Source organism: Pullulanibacillus pueri, assembly GCF_014639255.1.
Classification (GTDB): Bacteria; Bacillota; Bacilli; order Bacillales; family Sporolactobacillaceae; genus Pullulanibacillus; species Pullulanibacillus pueri.
The window spans coordinates 1-23,191 of sequence record NZ_BMFV01000053.1 but is presented as its reverse complement, the minus strand read 5'-3'; the positions used below and the strand labels follow the sequence as shown (position 1 = coordinate 23,191).

The 23,191-nt window shown below is 34.1% G+C and carries 22 protein-coding genes, 15 tRNA genes and 1 rRNA gene; 33 read left to right on the top strand and 5 right to left on the bottom strand.

The features are described from left to right. The first annotated feature begins 187 nt into the window (after positions 1 to 187). The 19 genes from rrf to IEV91_RS20350 all read left to right on the top strand — a co-directional run bounded on the left by rrf (position 188) and on the right by IEV91_RS20350 (position 4,250). A 5S ribosomal RNA gene (gene rrf, locus IEV91_RS20440) occupies positions 188 to 303 on the top strand. A gap of 13 nt (positions 304 to 316) precedes the next feature. After that, positions 317 to 391, top strand: a tRNA-Asn gene (locus IEV91_RS20435). A gap of 1 nt (position 392) precedes the next feature. Further along, positions 393 to 484, top strand: a tRNA-Ser gene (locus IEV91_RS20430). Positions 485 to 508: 24 nt separating this feature from the next. Continuing rightward, positions 509 to 583: transfer RNA gene (locus IEV91_RS20425), tRNA-Glu, on the top strand. Positions 584 to 653: 70 nt separating this feature from the next. Continuing rightward, positions 654 to 729: transfer RNA gene (locus IEV91_RS20420), tRNA-Val, on the top strand. Between the two features lie 141 nt (positions 730 to 870). Continuing rightward, positions 871 to 945, top strand: a tRNA-Met gene (locus IEV91_RS20415). Positions 946 to 1,095: 150 nt separating this feature from the next. After that, positions 1,096 to 1,171: transfer RNA gene (locus IEV91_RS20410), tRNA-Asp, on the top strand. 4 nt (positions 1,172 to 1,175) lie between these two features. After that, a tRNA-Phe gene (locus IEV91_RS20405) sits at positions 1,176 to 1,251 on the top strand. Between the two features lie 9 nt (positions 1,252 to 1,260). Beyond that, positions 1,261 to 1,336: transfer RNA gene (locus IEV91_RS20400), tRNA-Thr, on the top strand. A gap of 24 nt (positions 1,337 to 1,360) precedes the next feature. Next, a tRNA-Tyr gene (locus tag IEV91_RS20395) sits at positions 1,361 to 1,445 on the top strand. A 7-nt stretch (positions 1,446 to 1,452) separates the two neighbouring features. After that, a tRNA-Trp gene (locus tag IEV91_RS20390) sits at positions 1,453 to 1,526 on the top strand. A 19-nt stretch (positions 1,527 to 1,545) separates the two neighbouring features. Continuing rightward, positions 1,546 to 1,621: transfer RNA gene (locus tag IEV91_RS20385), tRNA-His, on the top strand. A gap of 12 nt (positions 1,622 to 1,633) precedes the next feature. After that, positions 1,634 to 1,708: transfer RNA gene (locus tag IEV91_RS20380), tRNA-Gln, on the top strand. A 5-nt stretch (positions 1,709 to 1,713) separates the two neighbouring features. Continuing rightward, positions 1,714 to 1,788 (top strand) — tRNA-Gly (locus tag IEV91_RS20375). A gap of 24 nt (positions 1,789 to 1,812) precedes the next feature. Continuing rightward, positions 1,813 to 1,887, top strand: a tRNA-Cys gene (locus tag IEV91_RS20370). 13 nt (positions 1,888 to 1,900) lie between these two features. Further along, positions 1,901 to 1,985: transfer RNA gene (locus IEV91_RS20365), tRNA-Leu, on the top strand. Between the two features lie 136 nt (positions 1,986 to 2,121). Beyond that, positions 2,122 to 3,492, top strand: coding sequence for a DUF8370 family protein (locus IEV91_RS20360; protein ID WP_188499274.1), 1,371 nt, complete (start codon positions 2,122 to 2,124; stop codon positions 3,490 to 3,492). Between the two features lie 14 nt (positions 3,493 to 3,506). After that, a complete protein-coding gene (locus IEV91_RS20355) occupies positions 3,507 to 3,878 on the top strand; it encodes a hypothetical protein (RefSeq protein ID WP_204871352.1) in 372 nt (123 codons plus the stop codon). Between the two features lie 12 nt (positions 3,879 to 3,890). Then, a complete protein-coding gene (locus tag IEV91_RS20350; RefSeq protein WP_188499272.1) occupies positions 3,891 to 4,250 on the top strand; it encodes a hypothetical protein in 360 nt (119 codons plus the stop codon). Positions 4,251 to 4,330: 80 nt separating this feature from the next. Here the strand turns inward: IEV91_RS20350 and IEV91_RS20345 are convergent, their stop codons facing one another. Together IEV91_RS20345 and IEV91_RS20340 are read right to left on the bottom strand one after the other, a co-directional pair. Beyond that, complete coding sequence (locus tag IEV91_RS20345) at positions 4,331 to 5,116, bottom strand: helix-turn-helix domain-containing protein (protein WP_188499271.1); 786 nt, start codon at positions 5,114 to 5,116, stop codon at positions 4,331 to 4,333. After that, complete coding sequence (locus tag IEV91_RS20340) at positions 5,101 to 5,646, bottom strand: GNAT family N-acetyltransferase (protein WP_188499270.1); 546 nt, start codon at positions 5,644 to 5,646, stop codon at positions 5,101 to 5,103. The genes IEV91_RS20345 and IEV91_RS20340 overlap by 16 nt, the downstream gene beginning before the upstream one ends. A gap of 119 nt (positions 5,647 to 5,765) precedes the next feature. Between IEV91_RS20340 and IEV91_RS20335 the strand changes: the two genes are divergently transcribed. The 10 genes from IEV91_RS20335 (at position 5,766) to IEV91_RS20290 (ending at position 17,966) form a co-directional block, all read left to right on the top strand. Beyond that, entirely contained in the window at positions 5,766 to 6,320 is a 555-nt protein-coding gene (locus IEV91_RS20335; protein ID WP_229745677.1) for a toll/interleukin-1 receptor domain-containing protein, read from the top strand. Positions 6,321 to 6,335: 15 nt separating this feature from the next. Further along, entirely contained in the window at positions 6,336 to 7,814 is a 1,479-nt protein-coding gene (locus IEV91_RS20330; protein ID WP_188499269.1) for an SIR2 family protein, read from the top strand. Next, complete coding sequence (locus IEV91_RS20325) at positions 7,814 to 8,299, top strand: TIR domain-containing protein (protein ID WP_188499268.1); 486 nt, start codon at positions 7,814 to 7,816, stop codon at positions 8,297 to 8,299. Before IEV91_RS20330 ends, IEV91_RS20325 begins: the two co-directional genes overlap by 1 nt. Before the next feature lie 273 nt (positions 8,300 to 8,572). Further along, a complete protein-coding gene (locus IEV91_RS20320) occupies positions 8,573 to 8,827 on the top strand; it encodes a hypothetical protein (RefSeq protein WP_188499267.1) in 255 nt (84 codons plus the stop codon). Positions 8,828 to 9,053: 226 nt separating this feature from the next. Then, positions 9,054 to 9,419, top strand: coding sequence for a hypothetical protein (locus IEV91_RS20315; RefSeq protein ID WP_188499266.1), 366 nt, complete (start codon positions 9,054 to 9,056; stop codon positions 9,417 to 9,419). A gap of 306 nt (positions 9,420 to 9,725) precedes the next feature. Next, positions 9,726 to 10,925 (top strand): phospholipase D family protein, encoded by a 1,200-nt coding sequence (locus tag IEV91_RS20310; RefSeq protein WP_188499265.1) that lies wholly within the window; start codon positions 9,726 to 9,728, stop codon positions 10,923 to 10,925. A 172-nt stretch (positions 10,926 to 11,097) separates the two neighbouring features. Continuing rightward, positions 11,098 to 12,651, top strand: coding sequence for a type I restriction-modification system subunit M (locus tag IEV91_RS20305; protein ID WP_188499264.1), 1,554 nt, complete (start codon positions 11,098 to 11,100; stop codon positions 12,649 to 12,651). Beyond that, positions 12,644 to 13,840 carry a restriction endonuclease subunit S gene (locus IEV91_RS20300; RefSeq protein WP_188499263.1) on the top strand — a complete coding sequence of 399 codons (1,197 nt, stop codon included), beginning with the start codon at positions 12,644 to 12,646 and terminating at the stop codon, positions 13,838 to 13,840. Before IEV91_RS20305 ends, IEV91_RS20300 begins: the two co-directional genes overlap by 8 nt. Positions 13,841 to 13,906: 66 nt before the next feature. After that, on the top strand, positions 13,907 to 16,966 hold the full coding sequence (locus IEV91_RS20295; RefSeq protein WP_188499262.1) for a type I restriction endonuclease subunit R: 3,060 nt from the start codon (positions 13,907 to 13,909) through the stop codon (positions 16,964 to 16,966). 103 nt (positions 16,967 to 17,069) lie between these two features. Next, entirely contained in the window at positions 17,070 to 17,966 is an 897-nt protein-coding gene (locus tag IEV91_RS20290) for a hypothetical protein (RefSeq protein ID WP_188499261.1), read from the top strand. 119 nt (positions 17,967 to 18,085) lie between these two features. Here IEV91_RS20290 and IEV91_RS20285 read toward each other — a convergent pair whose 3' ends face one another. Continuing rightward, a complete protein-coding gene (locus IEV91_RS20285) occupies positions 18,086 to 18,595 on the bottom strand; it encodes a hypothetical protein (RefSeq protein WP_188499260.1) in 510 nt (169 codons plus the stop codon). Positions 18,596 to 18,776: 181 nt separating this feature from the next. On the opposite strand from IEV91_RS20285, the gene IEV91_RS20280 reads away from it, so the two are divergent. The 3 genes from IEV91_RS20280 to IEV91_RS20270 all read left to right on the top strand — a co-directional run bounded on the left by IEV91_RS20280 (position 18,777) and on the right by IEV91_RS20270 (position 20,524). Beyond that, the gene (locus tag IEV91_RS20280; RefSeq protein ID WP_204871353.1) at positions 18,777 to 19,460 is read left to right on the top strand and encodes a hypothetical protein; all 684 of its coding nucleotides are present in this window, start codon (positions 18,777 to 18,779) and stop codon (positions 19,458 to 19,460) included. Between the two features lie 46 nt (positions 19,461 to 19,506). Next, entirely contained in the window at positions 19,507 to 20,061 is a 555-nt protein-coding gene (locus IEV91_RS20275; RefSeq protein WP_188499259.1) for a hypothetical protein, read from the top strand. Between the two features lie 199 nt (positions 20,062 to 20,260). After that, positions 20,261 to 20,524 carry a hypothetical protein gene (locus IEV91_RS20270; protein WP_188499258.1) on the top strand — a complete coding sequence of 88 codons (264 nt, stop codon included), beginning with the start codon at positions 20,261 to 20,263 and terminating at the stop codon, positions 20,522 to 20,524. Positions 20,525 to 20,919: 395 nt separating this feature from the next. Here the strand turns inward: IEV91_RS20270 and IEV91_RS20265 are convergent, their stop codons facing one another. Both IEV91_RS20265 and IEV91_RS20260 read right to left on the bottom strand, forming a co-directional pair. After that, the gene (locus tag IEV91_RS20265; protein ID WP_229745676.1) at positions 20,920 to 21,168 is read right to left on the bottom strand and encodes a hypothetical protein; all 249 of its coding nucleotides are present in this window, start codon (positions 21,166 to 21,168) and stop codon (positions 20,920 to 20,922) included. Between the two features lie 92 nt (positions 21,169 to 21,260). After that, complete coding sequence (locus tag IEV91_RS20260) at positions 21,261 to 22,361, bottom strand: TOTE conflict system archaeo-eukaryotic primase domain-containing protein (protein WP_188499257.1); 1,101 nt, start codon at positions 22,359 to 22,361, stop codon at positions 21,261 to 21,263. A 263-nt stretch (positions 22,362 to 22,624) separates the two neighbouring features. Between IEV91_RS20260 and IEV91_RS20255 the strand changes: the two genes are divergently transcribed. Then, the gene (locus IEV91_RS20255; RefSeq protein WP_188499256.1) at positions 22,625 to 23,086 is read left to right on the top strand and encodes a hypothetical protein; all 462 of its coding nucleotides are present in this window, start codon (positions 22,625 to 22,627) and stop codon (positions 23,084 to 23,086) included. Positions 23,087 to 23,191: the final 105 nt, after the last annotated feature.

Here is a 23,191-nt window from a genome sequence, read left to right as displayed (position 1 = left end):
ACGGATACTAATCGGTCGAGGACTTAACCACTTTATTTTGTTTCTTTCGTTTCTAGTTTTGAAGGAGCATTTAACAGTTTATTGTGATAAACTATTGATGTTCTATCAATAAACCTATAAAATAGAAATGGTTATTATATTTTACATTTCCTTTTTAGTGTAAAGAGGATTTAGATATAAAACCTAGTCCGGTGGCAATAGCGAAGAGGTCACACCCGTTCCCATCCCGAACACGGCCGTTAAGCTCTTCAGCGCCGATGGTAATTGGGGGCTTCCCCCTGTGAGAGTAGGACGTTGCCGGGCACTATTATTTTATTCCACAGTAGCTCAGTGGTAGAGCAATCGGCTGTTAACCGATCGGTCGTAGGTTCGAGTCCTACCTGTGGAGCCATGGAGAGCTGTCCGAGAGGTCGAAGGAGCACGATTGGAAATCGTGTGTGCGGTCAACGCCGTACCGAGGGTTCGAATCCCTCGCTCTCCGCCAGAATCCTTTACATAGTATATACGGGGCCCCTTGGTCAAGCGGTTAAGACATCGCCCTTTCACGGCGGTAACACGGGTTCGAATCCCGTAGGGGTCACCATTTTTATAAAAATCATAAAAGGGTCTTGCTCTTTTATTGACAATACGATACAATAGATATTGTCTTAAATGGAGGATTAGCTCAGCTGGGAGAGCACCTGCCTTACAAGCAGGGGGTCGCAGGTTCGAGCCCTGCATCCTCCACCATTATTTTAATAGTCATAATATCGTCGCGGGGTGGAGCAAGCCAACATCTTTGAAAGATCAACATTGTTAGCTTGTAAAATTCAGCCTAGCCCTCTTGAAACACATCGGATTTTACAGGGGAAAGCGGCCGTATGACATCGTCGCGGGGTGGAGCAGGGGTAGCTCGTCGGGCTCATAACCCGAAGGTCGCAGGTTCAAATCCTGCCCCCGCAACCATAATGTGTTAGACGTACTACCTCGAATATACATCAAGCTCGTTTAACATCAGGTGTGCTGGAAGTACAACCATAATATGTTAAATAGACGGCAAGGATGACATTATAATTACATATTGCTAATAAATTATTTAGTAAAACACTTTAAAGGGGACCCGTGGTGTAGCGGTTAACATGCCTGCCTGTCACGCAGGAGATCGCCGGTTCGATTCCGGTCGGGTCCGCCATTAAGGCTCGATAGCTCAGTCGGTAGAGCAGAGGACTGAAAATCCTCGTGTCGGCAGTTCGATTCTGTCTCGAGCCACCATTAATGTGTGCCGGCCTAGCTCAATTGGTAGAGCAACTGACTTGTAATCAGTAGGTTGGGGGTTCAAGTCCTCTGGCCGGCACCATTTTTATTTTTGTCTAAATCCTATGGAGGGATAGCGAAGTGGCTAAACGCGGCGGACTGTAAATCCGCTCCCTACGGGTTCGGAGGTTCGAATCCTCCTCCCTCCACCATTGGTATAGGGGTATAGTTTAACGGTAGAACAGAGGTCTCCAAAACCTCCAGTGTGGGTTCGATTCCTACTACCCCTGCCACTTTTTAGACAGTAATATGGCGGCTGTGGCGAAGTGGTTAACGCACCGGATTGTGGTTCCGGCATTCGTGGGTTCGAGACCCATCAGCCGCCCCATTAAATTAATAATGGCCCATAGCCAAGCGGTAAGGCATCGGGTTTTGGTCCCGAGATGCCCAGGTTCGAATCCTGGTGGGCCAGCCATTTATGCGGAAGTAGTTCAGTGATAGAACACCACCTTGCCAAGGTGGGGGTCGCGGGTTTGAATCCCGTCTTCCGCTCCATTATTTATTTCCAGTGAATATTATGGCGGCATAGCCAAGTGGTAAGGCACGGGTCTGCAAAACCCTTATCCCCCGGTTCGAATCCGGGTGCCGCCTCCAAGATTTATATTGTGCCGGTGTGGCGGAATTGGCAGACGCGCACGACTCAAAATCGTGTTCCGCAAGGAGTGTCGGTTCGACCCCGACCACCGGTACCAACTTTATACACACAAATTACAAAGTATTATTATAGACAACGTAAATAATGAATACATAACAGCAGGGTAAACACACTCTGCTGTTTTTTGTATCTAAATTATTAATTACCATTACTTGAAACAAAAAGGAGATAATATGGGACTCGTTAGACCAAGATTAACGGATTTTTATAATATTTCATTAACACAAGAAGAAGTGGACTTTGCTATTCCATTTTTAGATGAAGATATTCCACTATATGTTGATCCCTTTTTATTATGGAAATCTCCGTCAATGCAAGATAATTCTTTACATACCGCTATAACTAATTCTTTCAATAATTTAGGTTATCTTTTAGAGAAGGGGCGGGAAAAAGAAGCAATCGATATCTTGATTAGAGGCTCAGAATGTAGTGAAGTAGGATTAGGTGTATCAAAAACTAAAAGAGGAGCAAGAATTGGAGAAAAGACTGCACATAATATTTTATCTTTATTTAAGGAAATACCTCAAATAAATAAAAGAGGTTTTGTACACTTTGAAGAAATACAATTATTTGTCGACCAAATTTCAAAGGATAGAATAAGTGATATTTCTTCAAACTTTTTGAAGTCATTTTTAATTGATTATACAATGGAACAATGTGAGAAACATTCTATTCCAATGGTTAAGACTAAAATTGAAAATTTGTACGAATATAGAAGTAACAAGTTTGTAAGTGAAGATGGGGTTTATCTCCCCCATAATCCTGAGACAAATGAATCTGTTCTACTAGTTCCAAAAAGATGGTTAAGACTCATTCCATGGATTAGTTATGAGGATTATTTTAATGGATATTTTATCAAAGAAGTTGAAAACAAGGATATTAAGTCTAGAGTCGAAGTTTTAAATTATAATCGAAGAAATTATGATATGGTTCAAACTTACGTTAAAGAAAAAGAACGAATGCAGACTGATTGTAAAAATGATCCATTGTTTAAACCAATCCCGGTGTTATCCGCAAAAAGAAAATTATCTACAATATTGAAACTACCTACTGGAAAGACCGATAACGCTGACAGAAAATTTGAGGATCATACTTGTCAATTAATGGCTTCACTTCTCTATCCACATCTGGATTTTGCTGCCGAGCAGAGTCGAACAGATACAGGTGTTTTAATTAGGGACTTAATATTTTATAATAACAGGTCTTTTGATTTCTTAAAGGATATCTATGATGATTATGAAAGCCGTCAAATTGTAATGGAGTTAAAAAATGTAGCAAAAGTTGAAAGAGATCACATTAATCAATTAAATCGATATTTAAATAATCAATTTGGGAGATTTGGTATTATAATAACTAGAAATCCGTTACCAAAAGCAATTTTTAAAAATACAATCGATTTATGGGCTGGTCAAAGAAAGTGTATTATTGCTCTAACAGATGAAGATATTTCTATGATGGTATCTGTATTTGAAAGTAAGCAGAGATTACCGATTGAAGTAATTAAGAAAAAGTATATAGAGTTTATGAGGGCATGTCCTTCATAAATAGGAGGAGAAAAATGGATATTAGTAGGTTTGAAAAAACTAACGCACAATTAGAAGGGTTATTTAATGAAATAGGAACACTTTCAAAAAAGAAGCCAGATGATGCGATTAATAAATTCAAACTAAAGTTTATTAATCAAATTATCTTAGAATCTAACGATATCTTAGGTGATTTAAATCTTCCTTTTGCCGATTTTCGAGGTTTTGAAGAGGAGGACATGCCATCAAATAGTGATGTTGTTATAATTCTTTCTCAATATTTAAATTGCCTTGAAAAATTAAGAGCAGATAATATAACCCCATATGGTGGAGGATGGTACTGGTTACTTAATGGGAATAGAACAGAAACTAGAACAGCACCTCCCAAAAAGATTTTCCACAAATAAAGAGGTGAAAAAATGAAAAAAGATATCTATTTACCTACTGGATTACAGGTGCAAAAATATGAAATGCTACAGCCTATGGTGATATCTGCACTAAATGAAATGAAAGAGTTTTCTAAAAAGAAACAGGATGGTCCCCTAAACCCATTAAAGGTTAAGTTAATTAATAGATTGCTGAACGAGGTTAAGGAAGAGGTACTAATTGATGACCCCTCCATTGAATATTTGGATTTGCTAGACGATGAAACATTACCTCAAAATAGTGATGCTGTATTGATTCTTGGACAATATCAAGCAGCACTGAAACAATTTAAATCAAAATACTACAAAAGAGATGGTTATACTCAAAGATGGTATACCAAGGAAAAACCATAAGAATCTAGAACGATTGTTTTCAAAAGGAAAAAACAGAAAAGGGAAAATATCCTCTTCTGTTTTTTTTGATTAGAAGAGTATTAAAATTGTTTTTCCTCTAATCTTTTTAAAGCATTTTCGTAGGCCAGAGTTCTTTCCTTCTCTTCCCAATCAAGTCTTTGCAAAATTCGCTGCCAATAAATATTTCCCTCATCAGCATAAGATTTTGCAGTTTCCCTCCACAAGTAGGATTCAGCCTCTTCAAGAACAATATAATGACGGCTATGGATTTTAAAGTGTGGCATGCCATCTTCTTTGATTAAACTATAGATAGTAGCCGGGCTTGTTCTAAAATGATTGGCTGCTTCTTTAATAGTAAGGACAGTTCTGCCATAGTAACTTTCTTTGTCCTTCTTTGCCATTTTTTTAATTTCACTAGAAAAACTGGCTAATTCTTCTCTAATAATTTTTCTAACAATCTCATCAATCATTTTTGGTTCCTCCCTTGTATTATGAAAGTTGGTAATTTCAGATTGAACAGATTTTACATCCCAATATTTATCTGGATCAGTCCAACCTACCTTTCTATAATTTTCAATTGTTACTTTAATTTCCTCTTCGTCCAGAATTATTCGAGATTTTACTTTTCGATGAGGCATTGCTCTCGATAGTGTCAATTGTCGTATTACGGAAGAGCCAATACCAGTTATAGATGCAACTTCCTTTATAGTTAAATATTTTTTTGATGAATATTCTTTATCTTTGTACAAGTTATTTACAGAGTTTGATATTTCATCTTTAATGATTCTTCCCAAAAGGTACTCAAATGAAGAACTATTTAACTGGCTGCTCATTTGTATATCTCCTTCATTTAGATATTTTTCCATATTAAATCCCCAATTTTTAGGCTATCTCTGCTATTTTCATTTAAGTACACTTCGAAATTGTGCTTCTTATAAAAGTGAACTAATCTTTCTATATGATCACTATCAACGCTGGATATCCAGCCGGTAATACTATTTATATTCCTTTGTTTTGCAATCTCGATAAGGGTGCTAAGTAGTATGCTTCCATAACCGTGATTAGAAAGATATTCTTCAACCTCAATATCGGCTAAAGAAATATCAGTAAAGTCATCACTGAAGAATGCTTTTAAAACTGGATCAGGGTAAAGAATTCCTTTTTTAGTTATGACTCTAATGCCTAGAAAGATTATCGATTCCTCCTCCTTAGGCGTTTCGTCATAAAAGTGTCTATATAGGATTAAATTGTGATCTTCTTTCTGGAACATTGAAATTATTTCAAAACCCTTATTTATTAAACTTTCACTTTGATATTTCATCTCAAATTCAATGTCGTTTTTTCTTTTTAATGGTGAGACTTTAGTTCTGCTAAATATTTGATCAAATATATTCATCAGTAACCTCCTAATTATTTTTACAAAAATACGTTCGTATTATTTATGTACTATTATATATTTTATGGTACAATTTAACTACAGAATTTTACATTTTTTTTATTTAGGGGGAGATTAGATTGGCTTTATTTTCAAGAAGAGACTTAATTAATAAGGCAAATTCAGTAGTTCAAAAAAGTTTCAATACTAAAACAGCATCGAAGATCTTAAATGAGAGTTACAATGCCTACAGTCCGTTTAAAACTTATGACATCTTTCTATCTCACAGTTACCAAGATGCAGAGGTGATTCTGGGACTGAAAAACACTTTAGAGGAAAAAGGGTATGAGGTCTATGTAGATTGGATTGAAGATAGACAAATGAGTAGGGAGAATGTAAACGCTCAAACAGCAAATCAGTTAAGAAATAGAATGAAAAATTGTAGAAGTTTGCTCTTTGCAACCTCTGATAACTCTTCTGATTCGAAGTGGATGCCTTGGGAATTAGGATATTATGATTGTTATAGAGGTAAAGTAGCAATCCTACCCATTAATAATTCTTCATATCAAAAAGATACATTTGAAGGACAAGAATACTTAGGGCTCTATAATTATGTTAATGATAACTATGGTGTGTTATATATTAAATATTTAAATGGAGCATCTAAAAGTTTTAGGGAATGGGTCTCTGAATAAAAGGGAGGAACCGCTTTGGAGTTTAGTAGAGAAATTAATAACTTTATAGATGAATATGTTAGTGCATTAAAGGAAGGAAATGCTGCAATTTTTGCTGGTGCAGGTTTATCTATACCATCAGGTGTGGTTAATTGGAAGGAACTATTAAGACGTCCTGCATCAAGGCTAGGACTTGATGTAGATAAAGAAAGTGACTTGGTATCGTTGGCACAATATATCTACAACGATTCAAAAACTAAAACGCCTTTGACGGAGTTGATAAATAACCACTTTAGTCAAACTGGTAGAATAAACCGCAATCATGAAATCATTTCAGAGTTGCCAATACGAACTTTCTGGACTACTAATTACGACAAACTAATTGAACAAGCCTTAATTAAAGCAGGGAAGAGACCTGATGTTAAAAAGCGAGTTAATGATTTGGCAGTGATTAAAAGTAAAAGAGATGCTATTGTTTACAAAATGCATGGTGATGTGGAAGTAGCAGATGAGGCTGTTCTAATTAAAAATGATTATGAGTTATATGAGAAAAATAACCAGATGTTCACTATTGCTCTAAAAGGTGATCTTGTTTCTAAGACATTTTTATTTATTGGCTTTAGTTTTGAAGACCCGAATTTAGAGCATATATTGAGCAGAATAAAAATCTTGTTAGACGATCATACCCGTACCCATTATTATTTTATAAAAGAGGTTGCTGAGGAGGATTATCCAAATAATGCAGAGGGAAAAGAGCAATTTCAATACGATAAAATCAGACAAGAGTTGAAATGTGCTGATTTAGAGAGATATTCTATTAAGCCCTTGATTGTAAAAAAATATGAGGATATAACAGCAATTTTGGAAACTATTACTGAAAGATACAATAGAAATAATGTTCTTATATCTGGTAGCGCACATGAATTTAATGATTATAAAGTATCAGGCATAAATGCAGAAGATTTTGTTCATAAACTAAGTAAAACATTGAATCAAAAAGAGTTGAAAATAGCAACTGGCTTTGGTGTAGGAGTCGGTAGTGCAGTTATAAATGGTGTGTTGGAAGGAATGGAAGAGTCAGGTACAAGGAATATAAATGAACATTTAATTATGAGGCCATTCCCTCAATATGCTACAAATGGGAAGGAAATTGGCCAATTATGGGAAGAATATCGTCAACAACTCATTAGTGAATGTGGGATAGTTATTTTTATGTTTGGAAATAAACTCACTAAGAAGGAAGAATCAGACGAGGATATTGTAGTAGAGGCAAATGGTGTTATTAGAGAGTTTGATATTGCAGTAGACAAAAACGTAAAAGTAATTCCTATTGGTGTAACAGGATATGCTAGCCGTAAATTATGGGAACTGGTAATAAACGATTTTCATAGATATTACCCTGAGTTTCCGTATTTAAAAGATAAGTTTATTAAACTAGGTGAAGACGGAATCGAATTTAACCAACTAATTAAAATAGTCACAGATATAGTTATTGAAATTAGAGGAGGAGAATAATGGCTAGAAAAACTTTTTTCAGTTTTCATTTTGAAAGGGATTCTTGGAGAGCAGGTCAAGTAAGAAATAGTGGTCTTTTTAAGGGAGATAAAGCAGGATTTATCGATAAAGCAGATTGGGAAGAGGTTAAAAGAAAAGGTGATCAGGCAATTAAAAGTTGGATTAATAAACAATTGGAGGGTACTAGTACAACTGTTGTCCTTATTGGGAGTGAAACATCCGAAAGAAAGTATGTTGGGTATGAAATTGAACAAAGTGCAAAAAGAGGTAATGGGCTAATAGGTGTCTATATACACCGTGTTAAAGATGTAAATGGAAGAACCGATGCGAAGGGGAAAAATCCTTTCGAAAATTGGTATTACGAACGGAACGGAAAGAATGTTTATTTTTCAGAGTTATATCCTACTTATGATTGGGTAAATGATAACGGACGGGAAAACTTAGGTAAATGGATTGAAGCAGCCGCTAAGAAGGCTGGAAAGTAAAATAGAACTAGAGTGTTAAGGATAGGTAGAAAATCTATCCTTTTTTTATTAAAAAAACTGGAAATATGTTGTATAGGGAAGGTCTTGAAGGGTGAAATATTACACAAAAATTAGGGGTAAACAGCCTCTGAAATCGACTTTAGTCACTGAGACTATATCTAACCATTAATTCTGTTAATAGTGTATTTCAATCAATAAAAATCAAGGTTTTTACTTCATTATCTTGAAGAGTCGTCATGCATAAATTTTCATAAGATAATGGAGGAGATATACTTGCAGCAAATAAATCACTCAAGAAAACCAATGGAAAATGAAATTGTTGAATTCCATTACGAAGATTACCAATTTATTATTACACGCTTTAAAAGAATCAACTGGAAGAAATACGAGGGGTTCGCTCAATATCAGTACTTTTTATTTGTGTTTGATAAAAGGCTAGCAAAAATTAATCAAGAAAATTCTTTAATTGAAGTTTTTAATACAGAGATTAGAGACAATGTTTTTGCAACCTTTGAAGATCTAACTTAAAATATAAATGCTATCTTGAGCGAGTATATTCTAGGTGATGCTGCGATTTTCGAGTGTTTAAAACTGGTTGAAAAATTGAATCCTATTTATTTGGACAAAGACGAGGAGTGAAATCCTTGTCTTTTTACTTGCCTTAATTTCCGTATATGTTGATAAAATTCTTGTTCTAAAATTGCAGTAATCATTGCTTCAATGTAGAAGTAAACGGTAAATGGAGGTGGAAATATTGATTAAATTAAGTGTAGAAGAATTAATCGAAATTAATGATTTTTATAATGGTGCAACTAGGGTAACGATAACCCATGCAACAGGTAGTATGGTTCTATTAGAACTTTATGATGGTCGTGATTTAGAAGAATTCATTCTCAGTAAGAGGGATTTGATAATGGTCCTTAGAAACTTTTATGTTGAGGATATTTGTGACATTGTCCATTCAGGAGTTTGTGGTCATATTGATGTTAAAATTGACAAAAAAATTGAACACTATCCAGTACAAATCACAGTTGAAGATGGTCATAAGTATTTCTGTAATTTAGAGGAACTCAAATACATAAACGGCATAATTGATTACCAAAAAGAAAAGTTAATTTAATAAAGTGAAAGTTGAAGATAGAAATGGTGAACTAAAGACAGGACAGGTTGAAACCAAAGAAGTGGAATTGTAGTTACTCCTTCCTCACAGTCTCCTAATAGATCTAAATAAGGGGAAAATAGCCCTCAAACAGCCTCTAGAATGTGTTTTAAACTAATCTTAATATGTTCTTATATCAATCGGTTTAAGACGGTTTAAACCCCTTCTAAATAGGTATAGACAGCCTTGTATATCTATAGGGAAAATCCACCAGATTGAATATAATATTAATAACAAGTTCTTGTTAAACCATTCGGGGGTGGCCATGTGTCAATCAATCTTATTAGTAAAGGTTTCGGGGAAAAGTTTTATAGTTTGCTAGATTCAACCGAAGATCAAATCAATATTATTTCACCTTTCATAGGGCTTAAAACTGCCTTTGGTCTGGCGGAGTGGATAGAGAGTCTAGACAACATTAAGTGTTGCATAATTACTCGATTCAACAGGGAGGAGTTTATAAGAGGTGCAAGTAGTATTGAGGGTTTAGAACATCTGGTAAGAGCAGGTGCTAAACTTTATGCATTACAGGATTTACATACTAAATTATATATTTTTGATAATCATTCAGTAATTATGGGTTCAGCAAATTTTACGTTTAATGGGTTTTATAAAAATCATGAGTTTGGTCTATATATGGAAAACGAAAATGACTTTACAAAGCAATGCCAAGATTATTTTGACGGCCTACTTAACAAACTGAAATCAAATGGAGATTGGCAAATTTCACTTGAAAGGATTTTAAAAGAAAGACAGTACGTGAACATAAGTGTAAAAAACCTTAAAGGTAAGAAGGGTATGAATGAGTATAATATTGCTAAGTGGGGAGCAGTATTAAATGATATTCCGCAGCCAGCACAGCCAAATGGCAAAGAAACTGATATCTTAGAAGATGCTATCAGTGATATTACGATTAATAATAGGAAAACAGGTATATGGCTTAAGTTTGAGGGAACTAGTCAAGAGAGAATCCGTAATGATGAAATTTATCTTAAAAGGAAAAGAAGAATCAATGAATATGTTAACCGTACATTTTTCCCAAAGAAGCCTACTGGTATCAAGGCTGGTGACACTATTTTCTTAACCGTTGTTAGTAAAGATAAAGATGAAAATGAAGTCCCGATTATTATCGGCTATGCAGAAGCCAAAGGTTTTACCGAAAATAATAAAATTGATGATTCTGATAGTAGATATCTAAAATGGAATAATAGATTTCCGTATTACATTGAATATACAAACGGAAAGTTCCTAAATGACAACATTATGTATGGTATTTCATTGAATGAGTTATATAGGGAATTAAACCATAAGGTCTATCCCGCTACTGTTAATCAACCCAATATACGACTTGAAAACATAAAGAAACGACATCATCAAAAATCACATATACAAATAACAGAAATTGCAAAAGAGTATTTAATCAGAAAACTTAACCTTTTATTTGAAAAACATGGGTATGAAGAACTGTAAATTAATATTTTTTAAACCTCAAAAAGGACAGAAAAGTTAATCTGTTCTTTTTGTTTGTTATCAATGTAATAAGAAATTTTGGTATTTCTATTTTGCAGAGAATTGGATTAAAGTTATGATAAAATAGTAGGTACATGGAAATATAAAGAAGTTTAGGTCGGAGGTTTCAAAATTGACTGTTAAAGCAGATATAGAGTTCCAGAAAGACTTATTTGATGCAGCAAATAAAATGAGAGGGAGTGTGGCTCCTTCTGATTATAAACATTATGTTTTACCTTTAATTTTTTTAAGGTATTTATCGAATAAATACGAGCAACGACGTAGCCAACTAGAACAAATGGTTAAAGATCCCAACAGTGATTGGTACACGGAAGACAATGATACACAGATGATAATTATTGAAGACCATGATCAATATAAGGCTGAGAATGTATTCGTTGTTCCAGAGGAAGCGCAATGGTCTTATATAATGTCAAATGCAAAACAGCCCAATATTAAAGAAATATTGGATAATGCAATGAAACGAATTGAAGAGGAAAATTCCGAATTAGAAGGAATGCTACCAAGAACTTTTCAGGGCTCTAACCTTCATGCTGAAAACATTGCAGGGCTAATAGAAATATTTTCTCGCGAAATTTTTAGTGCTAGAGCAAGTGAAAGTGTGGATGTATTAGGTCGTACTTATGAATACTTTATAGGCTCTTTCGCCTCTTCAGAAGGTAATCGTGGTGGAGAGTTCTTTACTCCATCAAGCATAGTAAAACTACTCGTAGCAATGCTTGAACCAATAAGTGGAAAAGTCTTTGATCCCGCTTGTGGTAGTGGTGGAATGTTTATACAGAGTGAAGAGTATTCCCCGCGTAAAAACGCTCTCTCTTTCTATGGGCAGGAGAATGTGACAACAACTGTTCGATTAGGAAAAATGAACGTACTACTGCATGGAATAAATGCAGAGATTCGCTTGGGTGATTCATTATTAAACGATCAATTTCCAGATTTAAAAGCCGATTTTGTTATTGCTAACCCTCCATTTAACCAAAAGGACTGGGGAGCAGAGCGTGTCGCAAAGAACGATCCTCGTTTAATTGGTCCAGTCACAAATAGCAATGCTAACTATATGTGGATGCAACATTTTTTACATCATCTTAATGATAATGGTACTGCCGGATATGTAATGGCAAATGGGGCAATGACTACAAGTGTTAAAGAAGAAAGGGAGGTTAGGGAACGTTTAATTGACGATGGGTATATTGACTGTATTGTTCAGTTACCTGAGAAACTATTTTTTACAACTGGGATTCCATGTTGTTTATTCTTTTTAAGTAAAAACCGTGATGGTAAAAGTGATTTCAGGAATCGTAAAAATGAAATTTTATTTATTGATGCCAGAAAACTTGGTTCTCAGGTTAGTCGTAAACAAAAAGCCCTAGCAAATGAAGAAATAAATAAGATTGCCTCTATATATCATTCTTTTAAGAATAAAAAATCAGATGGTTATGAAGATATTTCTGGTTTTTGTAGAGTAGCAGAAGTAGAAGAAGTAAAAATGAAGAAGTATAAACTAACTCCGGGTATTTATGTAGGAACGGAAATCGAAGAAAATGATGATGTTCCATTCGAAGAGAAATTTGTAGAATTAAATCAACAACTCTTAGAACATTTTGAGGAGTCTAATCGCCTGCAACAGTTGGTTATAAGGGATTTGGAGGATTTACTTAATGAGTAATAATTGGATTAGAATGGAAATAAGGGATGTAATTCTAGACTTATTCGATGGTCCTCATGCAACTCCTAAACCTTCAGAAACAGGACCTGTATTTTTAGGTATTAAAAACATTACAGAAGAAGGAAGAATCGATCTAACTGATGTTAGGCATATCTCTTATGAAGACTTTCCCAAATGGACGAAACGAGTTACTCCAAAAGGTGGAGATATTGTGTTTACTTATGAAGCAACATTAAATAGGTATGCAATGATTCCTAAAGACTTAGAGTGTTGCCTAGGAAGAAGAATAGCATTAATTCGCCCTGATAAATCAAAAATATATCCAAAGTTCTTATTTTATTACTTTTTTAGTCAAGATTGGAGAGAAACCATTGAAAAAAATCTTTTGATGGGTTCTACAGTTGATCGAATTCCCTTAAGTAATTTTAAAGACTTTAATATATCTGTACCAACATATTCGATCCAAAAACGAATTGGTGATATTCTTGGAAATATTGATGAGAGGATTCGAATTAATTTAAAAACCAATGAAATTCTAGAAAAATTAGGACAAACATATTTTCAGGGGTATTTTATTGATTATAAGTTAAACCAAAATTCAAATTTCAAAAATTCAGAGTTAGGATTAATACCTAATGGATGGAAAGTAATTAATCTTAGGGATATATTTCAATTTGTAAAAGGCAAGAAACCCAAGGAATTAAATACAGAAAAAGGTGAATCTAATTTACCATATCTAAATATTGAGGCATTAAACAGTGGAATTCCACAGCAGTTTGCCGAAGGTGAAAGACTAGTTTTTGCTGATGATAGTGATCTCCTTATGGTAATGGATGGTAATAGTTCTGGTACTATATACTCAGCCTATAAAGGTGTTGTGGGTTCTACTTTATCTAAATTGGAAATTAAGGATAATAGTATATCTCCTTACCTTTTATATTTTGTTATTAAATATCATGAAAGCAATATTAGATTAAATTTAACTGGGTCAGCAATTCCACATACGGATAAAGATTATGTATACTCCATTCAGTTTGCAGTTCCAACCGATGATTTGCTGATAAAAATGAATACGGTATTTAAAAATATACAATTACAGATTCAAAAAAATAAGAATGAAAATATTTATTTACTAAATCTTAAAAACTTTTTAATACCTCGATTATTTTCTGGTGAGATAAATTTTTAATGATATAAAAGATTTGAGTTCAAAGTTAATAATTTTGTTTTTATTACTAAGGAGGTGTATATCATCATGTCCAGACCTCTAGGTGAATCGGCATTTGAAGAAACTACAATTGAAAGATTGAAAAGGATTGGCTATGAATATCTTCATGCACAAGAATTGTTCCAGCGTGGCGAACGTGAACAACTGCAGGAAGTAATTTTATTTAATAGGTTTCAAGCCTTCTTAAGGAAGGCTTATCCTACTATACCAGAACAAGAAATAAGACGATTGACAGGCATATTTACTTCCCCAGATGGAGTGAATCTAATTCAGCGTAATCAAGAATTCCATCAAATGTTAGTAAAGGGAATAGAGTTTAGTTATGAATTGAATGGAGAGAGAGTTACTTATCACATTTTCCCTATTGATTGGGGAAACCCTGAGAACAATGATTTTCTAGTAGTTAATCAACTTTCAATTGAAGGAAGAATGTCGCGTAGACCAGATATAGTTATTTATATAAACGGTCTTCCGCTTATTGTTTTTGAATTAAAAAACCCTAATAGTGAACAGGCAACGGTCAAAGACGCTTATACACAAATTCAAAACTACACATATGATATTTCGCAATTATTCAATTTCAATACTTTTACGGTTGTATCGGATAATGTAGAGACTAAGCATGGAATGCCGTTTGCTGATTATGATTTCTTTGCTTCATGGAAATCAATTGACGGACGTAATGTAGATAATAATCGCGCTAATACAATGCGTACATTAATTGAAGGCCTTTTTCCTAAAGAACGTTTACTCAACTATATTCGGAATTTTATATTCTTCCTTAAGGCAGGCGATAAAACTAAGAAAATCGGGGCAAAATACCACCAATTTTTCGGGGTTAATTTTGCTGTTAAGGAAACTGTTCGTGCTACAAGACCTGAAGGAGACCGTAAAATTGGAGTAATGTATCATACTACTGGATCTGGTAAATCACTTAGTATGCTTTTCTTTGCTGGAATATTAAGCAGACACCCTGAACTAAAAAATCCTTCCATTGTTATCCAAGTGGATAGAAATGATTTAGACGAACAATTGTACGATACCTTTGTTGAGGGAGAATCATTGATTGGCAAGGTTGAAAGGGCAAGCAGTACCGAGAAATTAAGGACAATCCTTAGAGGGGAAGCAACACCTGTTGTCTTTTCTACTATAGAAAAGTTCCGTTTGAAAGGTGAAGAGAGAAAACACCCTGTGCTCTCCGAACGAAGAAACATTGTAGTGATAGCAGACGAAGCACACCGCACACAAGCAGGGTTTGAGGGTGGTTATGCAGCACAATTACGCTTTGCACTGCCTAATGCCTCTCATATCGGATTTACGGGAACACCGGTTGAATTTGTTGGGAATAATACAGAAGAAATATTTGGTCACACCATTCACCGTTACGACATGGCTCAGGCTGTTGCTGATAAGGCAACATTACCAATCTATTATGAAAGTCGATTAATTCCGTTAGATTTGACTGCTGAGGATATCGATGGTCAGTTCGAAGACATATTTGTTGATAATGGTGAAAATGATGACGCTGAAGGCTATAAAAGAAAATGGGCCGCTTTAGAAAAAGTTGTGGGAACTCCAAAACGGCTCAAACGCCTTGCAAACGATATCGTATCACATTTTAATTCATTGGCCAATCCTTTTCAAAAGGCAATGATCGTATGTATGAGCCGCCAAATTGCTGCTGACTTATATGATTGTTTAAAAGAAGTAGAAGGATGTCCTAGAATGGAAGTTATCATGACAGGTGATGTCTCGAAAGACCCACGGGAATGGAGAAAAATCCAAGAAGGAAGCGAGTATTCCCATATTAAGTCTAAGAAAGAACAAGAAGATGTTAAGGCTAAACTACGTAATCCAGAAGACCCGCTTAAGTTTGTTATTGTTGTTGATATGTGGTTGACTGGTATGGATGCTCAGCCACTGTCTTACCTGTATGTTGATAAGCCTATGAAGGGGCATAATCTAATGCAGGCTATTGCTAGGGTTAACCGCGTGTTCCCCGGTAAAGAAGGTGGAGTGGTTGTAGATTATATAGGGATTGCTACTTCACTTAAAGAGGCAACACATAAATATACTAATGGTGGAGGCACAGGTAATCCCGCTTATGATATTGCTGAAGCAATTCGGATTTTTAATGAGAATTTAGAATCAGTTAGAAATTATATACCTTCCAATATAAAAATAGACGGTTGGAGACAAAAAGGACAGATTGATAGAGAAGACTTTATAGCAGACATTGTAAATATTTTATTAAACACTGATACAGAGGATTATATACAATATGCAACAAAACTAGAAAAATCATATCAACTTGTTAAAAGCCAGCCAGAGGTAATGGTACTAGCAGATGAGGTAACTCTTTACTTAATGTTAAAAGCACAGTTAAGAAAACATCTACGTCCTCCGGGTGGAACTCCAGAAGGAAATAAAACTTTAGAGGAGCAATTATCGGCATTACTAGACCAAAATCTCCTTGCGAAAGAAACTGTGGATGTCTTTAAAGTGGCAGGAATTGAAAGACAAGATATTAGTATCCTTGATGAAAAGTTCTTAGCAGATTTAACAAAGAAAGAGCACGAGGATTTACGATTAAAACTTCTAAGAAAACTGCTTGAGGATAAAATTAAAGTTACATTTAAGCAAGGTAGTTCTCAATCTAAAACAATGCAAGAGTTATTGGAGAAAACGCTGACAGATTACCATAATCGTGTTATTCAAGCAGCAGATGTCGTTAGAATGATGATAAAAATGCGAAAAGAAATGGAAGAGGAAATTCGTCGACGTCAGGATTTAGGGCTTTCAGAAGAAGAGGTTGAATTTTACAAAGCCATTTCTTCATTAGAAGAAGGTGCCTTTTCAAACGAGTTCCTTGCCAACATAATTCATAAAGTTGTTAAGGAACTAAAAAAGAAATTAGACGTTGATTGGACTAGCCCGCACCGTCAAGATGTATATTCTAAGGTTAAACTTGCTGTGAAAATGGTTCTAATAAAAGAAAAAGTTAATGGCCAGCAATTGCAGTTTCTAACTAACCGATTTATGGAACAGGCTGAACAACAATATAAAGATTGGCCAATTGATGCATAGATAGTTATTTCAAAATCAGGGGGGGTGGTACTTACCGCTTGCTCTGATTTTGTTCTTAACAGAACAACAAATTTATTAAGTTTATTTTGGAGGAGAGCACTTAATGGATCATGAGTATCTTTCTGCTTTTAAGATATTTCAAAAACAGCAAGACAAGATAAATAAGGTTCTAAGAAATCCAGCAATTGAAGCAATGCAAAGACAACAGGATAATATAAATAGATTAATAGGTAATTCAGCGACAGTGGGATTTGATCGATATCAGGGGATTGCCTCCATTATGAATAACTCGGCATTTAGGGAATTACAAAAGCAACAAGATACTTGGAGTAGGCTAGTAGGTAACTCAGCATTTACTGGATTAGAGAAGTATCAGGGGATCACTAGTGTAATAAGTAATCTTGGTTTAGATAATTATCAAAATAGCATAACTCAAGTCATGAATAATTCCACTTTTGAGATATTACAAAAGCACCAAGATAGATGGAGTGAACTTTTTAACAAGATTTCAGATTTAGGTATTAACTCAAGTACTTTTTCAGAAATGGTTGAAGAATTACAAAAGGTATATGACGAAATAGACAGTAGTTCATCAGTTTCTGAAGAAGAGAATATAAATGACAAGGAAATCAAAGAAGTTATTCAAGGGATTATTTCGTATTGTATGCATATTGTTACAGTCTTCCATGTGGTCAATACAAAATATATTTGGGATATTCTAACTAAAATATCAGTATTAATGACCATTCTATTGCCTCTCGTACCTGTTGATGAACCGAATACGCAAGAGGAAAAAGTTCAGATAATAAACGTTAATGGGGATAATAATACAATTAACATTGAAAATACCGATTCTGGAACTATTATCATTAACACAGGTGATAGAGAAACTGATGTGAATGTTATTAAAGATAACACTGAAAGTGTAGAGGAACATGGAAATCAAGTTGAAGAACTGGAAAGGGACAAACTTGATATTTCAGCAGGGCTAAAAGCATAGACAAAGAGTGGGACCGTTTACTAATTTAAATTGATGCCAGAAGTAGGCTCTAGTGAGTTACGTTTTCACTAGAGCCTTAAATATTCCCAAATGCTGGGTAATTGCTTAGAATACCTATCCTAAGATATATAGTCTTTCTTATGAGGAACTAGGGCAATGTCCGCTACTTCGTATCTAGCATTTATGTTTTTTTGATCCCAATTCAAGGGCATCACCCTTCTAGATAATGATTTGTGTTCTTGTGAAGTTACTGTCGCTGTCCATAAATATCGATCTAATAAACTCCTAGTAAAATCCTCTGTTAAAGTTCCGTCATTTGCTTTTTGTTCACAAATATCTTGTATGTATTTTTTCTTAGGTATAAGATGTTCGTATTCTAACCCAGTTACCGTGTTAGTCTTTAATACTTCTAATGCAGCAGGAGTTGCAAAGTCAGTTGAATAGCGCTTGTCATTCCACTTCTTTGGCAAGTCCTTTGTGGCTAAATAGATATGGAGGTTAGCAAGAAACTTACCTTTTCCTTCATGAATTCCTTTCATAAAGAGCGTATCATGAAAGGCTAGTGTAGTTAAAAAATAATAATATTTACTGGCTAAAGTTCTAATAATATCCTCTCTTCTGTTGTCCAATATAAACCATCCCCCTTAGAAATAAAGAAAAGCCAATTAACATTATACAGTAAAAATCTACTAGTTCCTTCTTAGTTGACTTAAAGAACCCTGATTGCAGATTAATTGTAAAATAATAGAAAGATAACTGTGGTAAAATTAGAATAAAATTGCTGACTTAATTTTATTGAGGTGATTCCATTTGGTAGGTAAGAAACCATATTTTATAGAATCTCCATATTTTGTTGGAGAACCGGGTAATTGGCATCTAAAGCCTAATGCACCAAAAGAGGTCGTAAAAGAATTCAATGAGTTTATGGAAGATGATAATCCTAAACCGCCATATAAAGATATGGAGTTCATAGATTTAGATTTTAGAGTACTTTATGATATTGAGAAATACCTATTCGGCACTGTACATAGTACATTTAAAGAACAAGGCTTTTTAAGTGCTCCTGATTTTTTCTTAATTGTCATTTGGAAATCAAATCGTTCCAAATCGAAAGTTGCGAAACGCTTATTAGAAATGGGGTACCCAAGTCTACAAGAGGCTGTAAAAATAATTACAACTGAAGTTAATTTATTGAATGATTCTAAGCAAAGAATGAAATATTTAATGGCAGAATGCGGGTTCAGGTTGCCGATGGCTACTGCTATTTTAACTGTATTATTTCCTGATTCTTTTACTGTGTATGATGTTAGAGTGTGTGATGTTCTTCAAGAACAGGGATACAAATTTCATAGTTTAACAGACCGAAAGTTTTCAGATAGATTATGGGAGGATTACAAGGCTTATATAAATGCCGTTTCAGTTTCCGCTCCTAAAGAATTCTGTTTAAGGGATAAAGATAAATATCTATGGGGTAATCCTTTTATGAGCAGTTAATTATGGATATTAGCAACAATTTTAATGTGAAAAATGAGGGTAAAAAATGAATGCTGATACGATAAAGACAATAGATAACGCTATAAAAGAAATCTGGTGCAATAATATAAAGTCCGACTATGAAAACTTTAGTTTACTTAAGGAAGATACATTGAAGAATTCGTTTTATTTTCACCTAAGAAACAAGTTAACTGACAGGTTTTTAGAAGTAAATCGGCTGAAAATATATACAGAATATTATCATGACGGCTTACGGGCAGATTTAGTCATAGCACAGTTATGTGAAGAACCCGGCTTAAATGGGCATTTAAGGAATGCTGTGGTGGATATTTTAGCAGTAGTTGAAATGAAATATAAGTACGATACTAATGATGATCCTTTCAAGAAGGATATCGTGAAAGTACAAAACTACATTAAAAACCTTAACTATAAAAATTGCCTGTATTATTTAGCGTTTATTCATGAGGTTGTAAATTCTGTCAAGGAATATTCATGGCTAACACAGAGAGACTTAAAGTGGGCTGCAGGTAAAGTAACGGAACTTAATGGCTATTTTATTGAAGGTAATGATGAGCCAGTATTCCAAATTATCTCATACTAATATTCGTAATTTATGAAATAAGAAAAGGTAGGATAGTGGTGAAATGTCCGAAGCACTAGAAGAATTATCGTATATAGCAGCACTAAGAGACGGACGGAAAAAACCGTCTCTTTTATTTTGATAAAAAACAAGGAAAGAACATACGGTCATTTAATTAAATATATGTAAATATTTACTAAAGAATAGGGAGGATAATCAAATGATAAAGGGAAAAGACAAAAAGAAAAGCCCGGATTATGTAAAGGTCATTCATAATGATTATGTTTTTACCATAGGTAGGCATATCCGCTTTAGTTGGGTCACTCATACGGATAAAGATTATATGTATTTCTTATATATCACCCGTACAGAGAAGAATTTTGTTGGTAAAAATACAGCACATGTTGGAAAATTTAATGTTTTATGTCACCAACAAACATTCTACGATTATCACCGTTTATGTTGGTCATTGAACCAATATTAAGTGAATATATCTTACAGAGTGAGAAAATTTTTGAGATTTGTATGCTTGTGCAGGAATTAGAATACCAAAGTGAAGACCCGCTACACCAAGAAACAAGTGGGGAATAACAGTAGGAAATATCCTACTGCTTTTTTATTTCTATAATATATTGAGATGAATTTTTCTGAAAAAATGTAATCAGTAGAAGGGAATTGCCTTTTGATATTGAAATAAACAGTATCAGGAATAAAGGTTCTCAGAAATGTCTTAGAACTCTTTCTTGTGTATACGTCCTTTTGTTTGGAATAAATATACGCTTAGGACCGGATAGTTGTATTGCTATTTGGTCTTTTCTTATTAAAAAATTTGGAAAGACCTAATTAGTTCGAGTTCCAGTCAGTGTTCTACCAGTTTTTCTAGTTCATGATCATTTGGGGAGTCCTTTTAAGTAATGCCTTCTTTAATATATCATCTATATCCATCCATTCTTTATCAGGAAAGACCTTAAGAATAAGTTCAATTTTAGTATTGCCGTATTTATCCAGTTTTGGTGCCTCAATCGTAACTGATGTATCATTATCACCATCTATAAAATCGAGGTTTAGTTCATACGTATTTGGTAAGTTATATGGTGTTTCACCATCAAATAGAATGGGTGATCTCATGACCTTTATAACTTTTAGTTCTTCAAGTTCTTTTATATGACTAACGGCTGTCCTAAGGCTACAAGGTGCAGCCTCTGAAATTTGTTCATATGTCATATAAAATTGACCATTTTCATCTGCAAAGCGTTTTGAATGAAGATTGCATTAATCGTTTTGTGAAATTTTTTAGGATACTGATGAATTGTTAGTAAGTCATTTCTAGATACCGCTATCTTTGTTTTTGTTTTGCCTTTCCCAAGAACAATGTTTTTTGAATAGACACCTTCCACTATTCTGCTAATTTCTTTATAGCAAATTTCCAATGGGGTATCATAATATTCCTTCTTTTGATTTCTCATCCAATTTCTTAGGATTTCTTCACAACTTTCCCTTCTGTGATTCCTAGTGTTTAACCATATAGCAAGTTTGAGAAGACTTTTGTGTCTTGTCCCTTTTTGCCTTATTCCATTCTTAAATAAATTTTCTAAGGAACTCAGTGTCTCACCTGTTTTTATCTTTTTATTATGACTGGCACTTTTACTTAAGTCTGTTTTTGCAATTGGCTTATGTTTAGAAATATTTTCACTTTCTATCGTTGGTAGTCTTTTAATTATTGCCCGGATTTGATTTATGTCAATTGGTTTTATATTTAGAATGTAATCTAGTGTTTCTATCGGTTTAAGTTCATCATTTACATACCAACAAATATTACTTTTCTCGTCCTTGTTTTTTCGATTGATGCCCAGAGGAAGTTTCAGCCCCTGAGTAGGGCTTGGTCTGCATTCAATTTTATCTTTATCTATATCGGAATGTATTTGAAGCACTTTATATGCAACATAGTTGTATAGTTGAACCATTTTAGGGTAGCCAATGGTACTTGAAAAATAAACATCCACATGATATCCCTTTGTACCACTCCAACTTGTGTGTATGAATTCCGACGAAATACCGATTTGATTTAAAACTTGGTATATGGATTGTACAACTTCCTTTGATGGGATATCGACGTCAAAGGAAATGAATTTAGTTAATTCTGCTCCGCAAAAAATGCCGTATGTACGCTTTCGTCCTAGATGTAAATCAATCATTTCATCATTAAGGTTCTTATTTATCCAAGTATATGAACCGTCTTCATTTTGAATAATGTATTTCTTTCTTTCAGTAACAAACAAATTTTTCATTTTCTTCGCAATAACACTAATGTCATTGTCCATTTAAACCACTCCTTTCAAATAATCCAATAAAGTATTCACTAATATAACTGAAAAAAACTGCATAGAAGATTACTTATTTATTGTCTTTTTATTAATAGTCTTTAAATAAGGTTTTAATAAGAATATCATGTATAATTCTGATTTTCATATTTTCACGAAATCCGTCACAGTTATGTGTTTCCATACTCGTTTCGTCTTTTTCTTTTTATGCTATAACAATAGTAAGCCAAGTAATTGGCGAATTTGAAAGGAGAGGATGATTAATGGAAGAAGTAATTAAAGAGGAAATGGTTAATCTATTTAATGTGGGTGTTGGTAATCAATATGATTATGTAGGATTCTATATGGATGAGGAGAAGGTAAGATTTCTTATAGACCGAACTGATGGTGTTTCCTATACAGACGATTTTATAGCCGAAAGTAAGATTGAAGCGATCAGTATTCTTTTTGAAAAAGTTGAAGAAATGATTGATGAGGTGGAAGCAAGATTATCAGATTACTATTCTGAAATCTCAGCAGAACACCCTGAAGAAAAAAATGACGAAGAATTAAAAGAGAAGTTAGAAGATGCCGCCTTAACTGCTCTTTATAAAATTCAAAGAACAAACTTAAAATCATTTTTTAATGAAGATGAGTTAAAACTAGCAGAATTAAAACATAATAAATTAGTGGAAAGGTATGAACTAAAAGAAATGAATGATATAAGTTTTAATTACTACAAATAAAAATTTCTCTAAAGTTTAATAGGTGGAGGTGAGTTGAAATGTAAGCGTCAAATAAATTACACGTAGGAAATTATAGATCACTCATGCGATAATCTTCTTAGAAAT

Coding starts and splice junctions, on each gene's coding strand:
- IEV91_RS20360 (WP_188499274.1), top strand. CDS start 2,122: ATGGGACTCGTTAGACCAAGATTAACGGATTTTTATAATATTTCATTA.
- IEV91_RS20265 (WP_229745676.1), bottom strand. CDS start 21,168: ATGAGATCACCCATTCTATTTGATGGTGAAACACCATATAACTTACCA.
- IEV91_RS20270 (WP_188499258.1), top strand. CDS start 20,261: ATGATAAAGGGAAAAGACAAAAAGAAAAGCCCGGATTATGTAAAGGTC.
- IEV91_RS20295 (WP_188499262.1), top strand. CDS start 13,907: ATGTCCAGACCTCTAGGTGAATCGGCATTTGAAGAAACTACAATTGAA.
- IEV91_RS20290 (WP_188499261.1), top strand. CDS start 17,070: ATGGATCATGAGTATCTTTCTGCTTTTAAGATATTTCAAAAACAGCAA.
- IEV91_RS20275 (WP_188499259.1), top strand. CDS start 19,507: ATGAATGCTGATACGATAAAGACAATAGATAACGCTATAAAAGAAATC.
- IEV91_RS20345 (WP_188499271.1), bottom strand. CDS start 5,116: ATGGAAAAATATCTAAATGAAGGAGATATACAAATGAGCAGCCAGTTA.
- IEV91_RS20300 (WP_188499263.1), top strand. CDS start 12,644: ATGAGTAATAATTGGATTAGAATGGAAATAAGGGATGTAATTCTAGAC.
- IEV91_RS20325 (WP_188499268.1), top strand. CDS start 7,814: ATGGCTAGAAAAACTTTTTTCAGTTTTCATTTTGAAAGGGATTCTTGG.
- IEV91_RS20255 (WP_188499256.1), top strand. CDS start 22,625: ATGGAAGAAGTAATTAAAGAGGAAATGGTTAATCTATTTAATGTGGGT.
- IEV91_RS20355 (WP_204871352.1), top strand. CDS start 3,507: ATGGATATTAGTAGGTTTGAAAAAACTAACGCACAATTAGAAGGGTTA.
- IEV91_RS20260 (WP_188499257.1), bottom strand. CDS start 22,361: ATGGACAATGACATTAGTGTTATTGCGAAGAAAATGAAAAATTTGTTT.
- IEV91_RS20340 (WP_188499270.1), bottom strand. CDS start 5,646: ATGAATATATTTGATCAAATATTTAGCAGAACTAAAGTCTCACCATTA.
- IEV91_RS20350 (WP_188499272.1), top strand. CDS start 3,891: ATGAAAAAAGATATCTATTTACCTACTGGATTACAGGTGCAAAAATAT.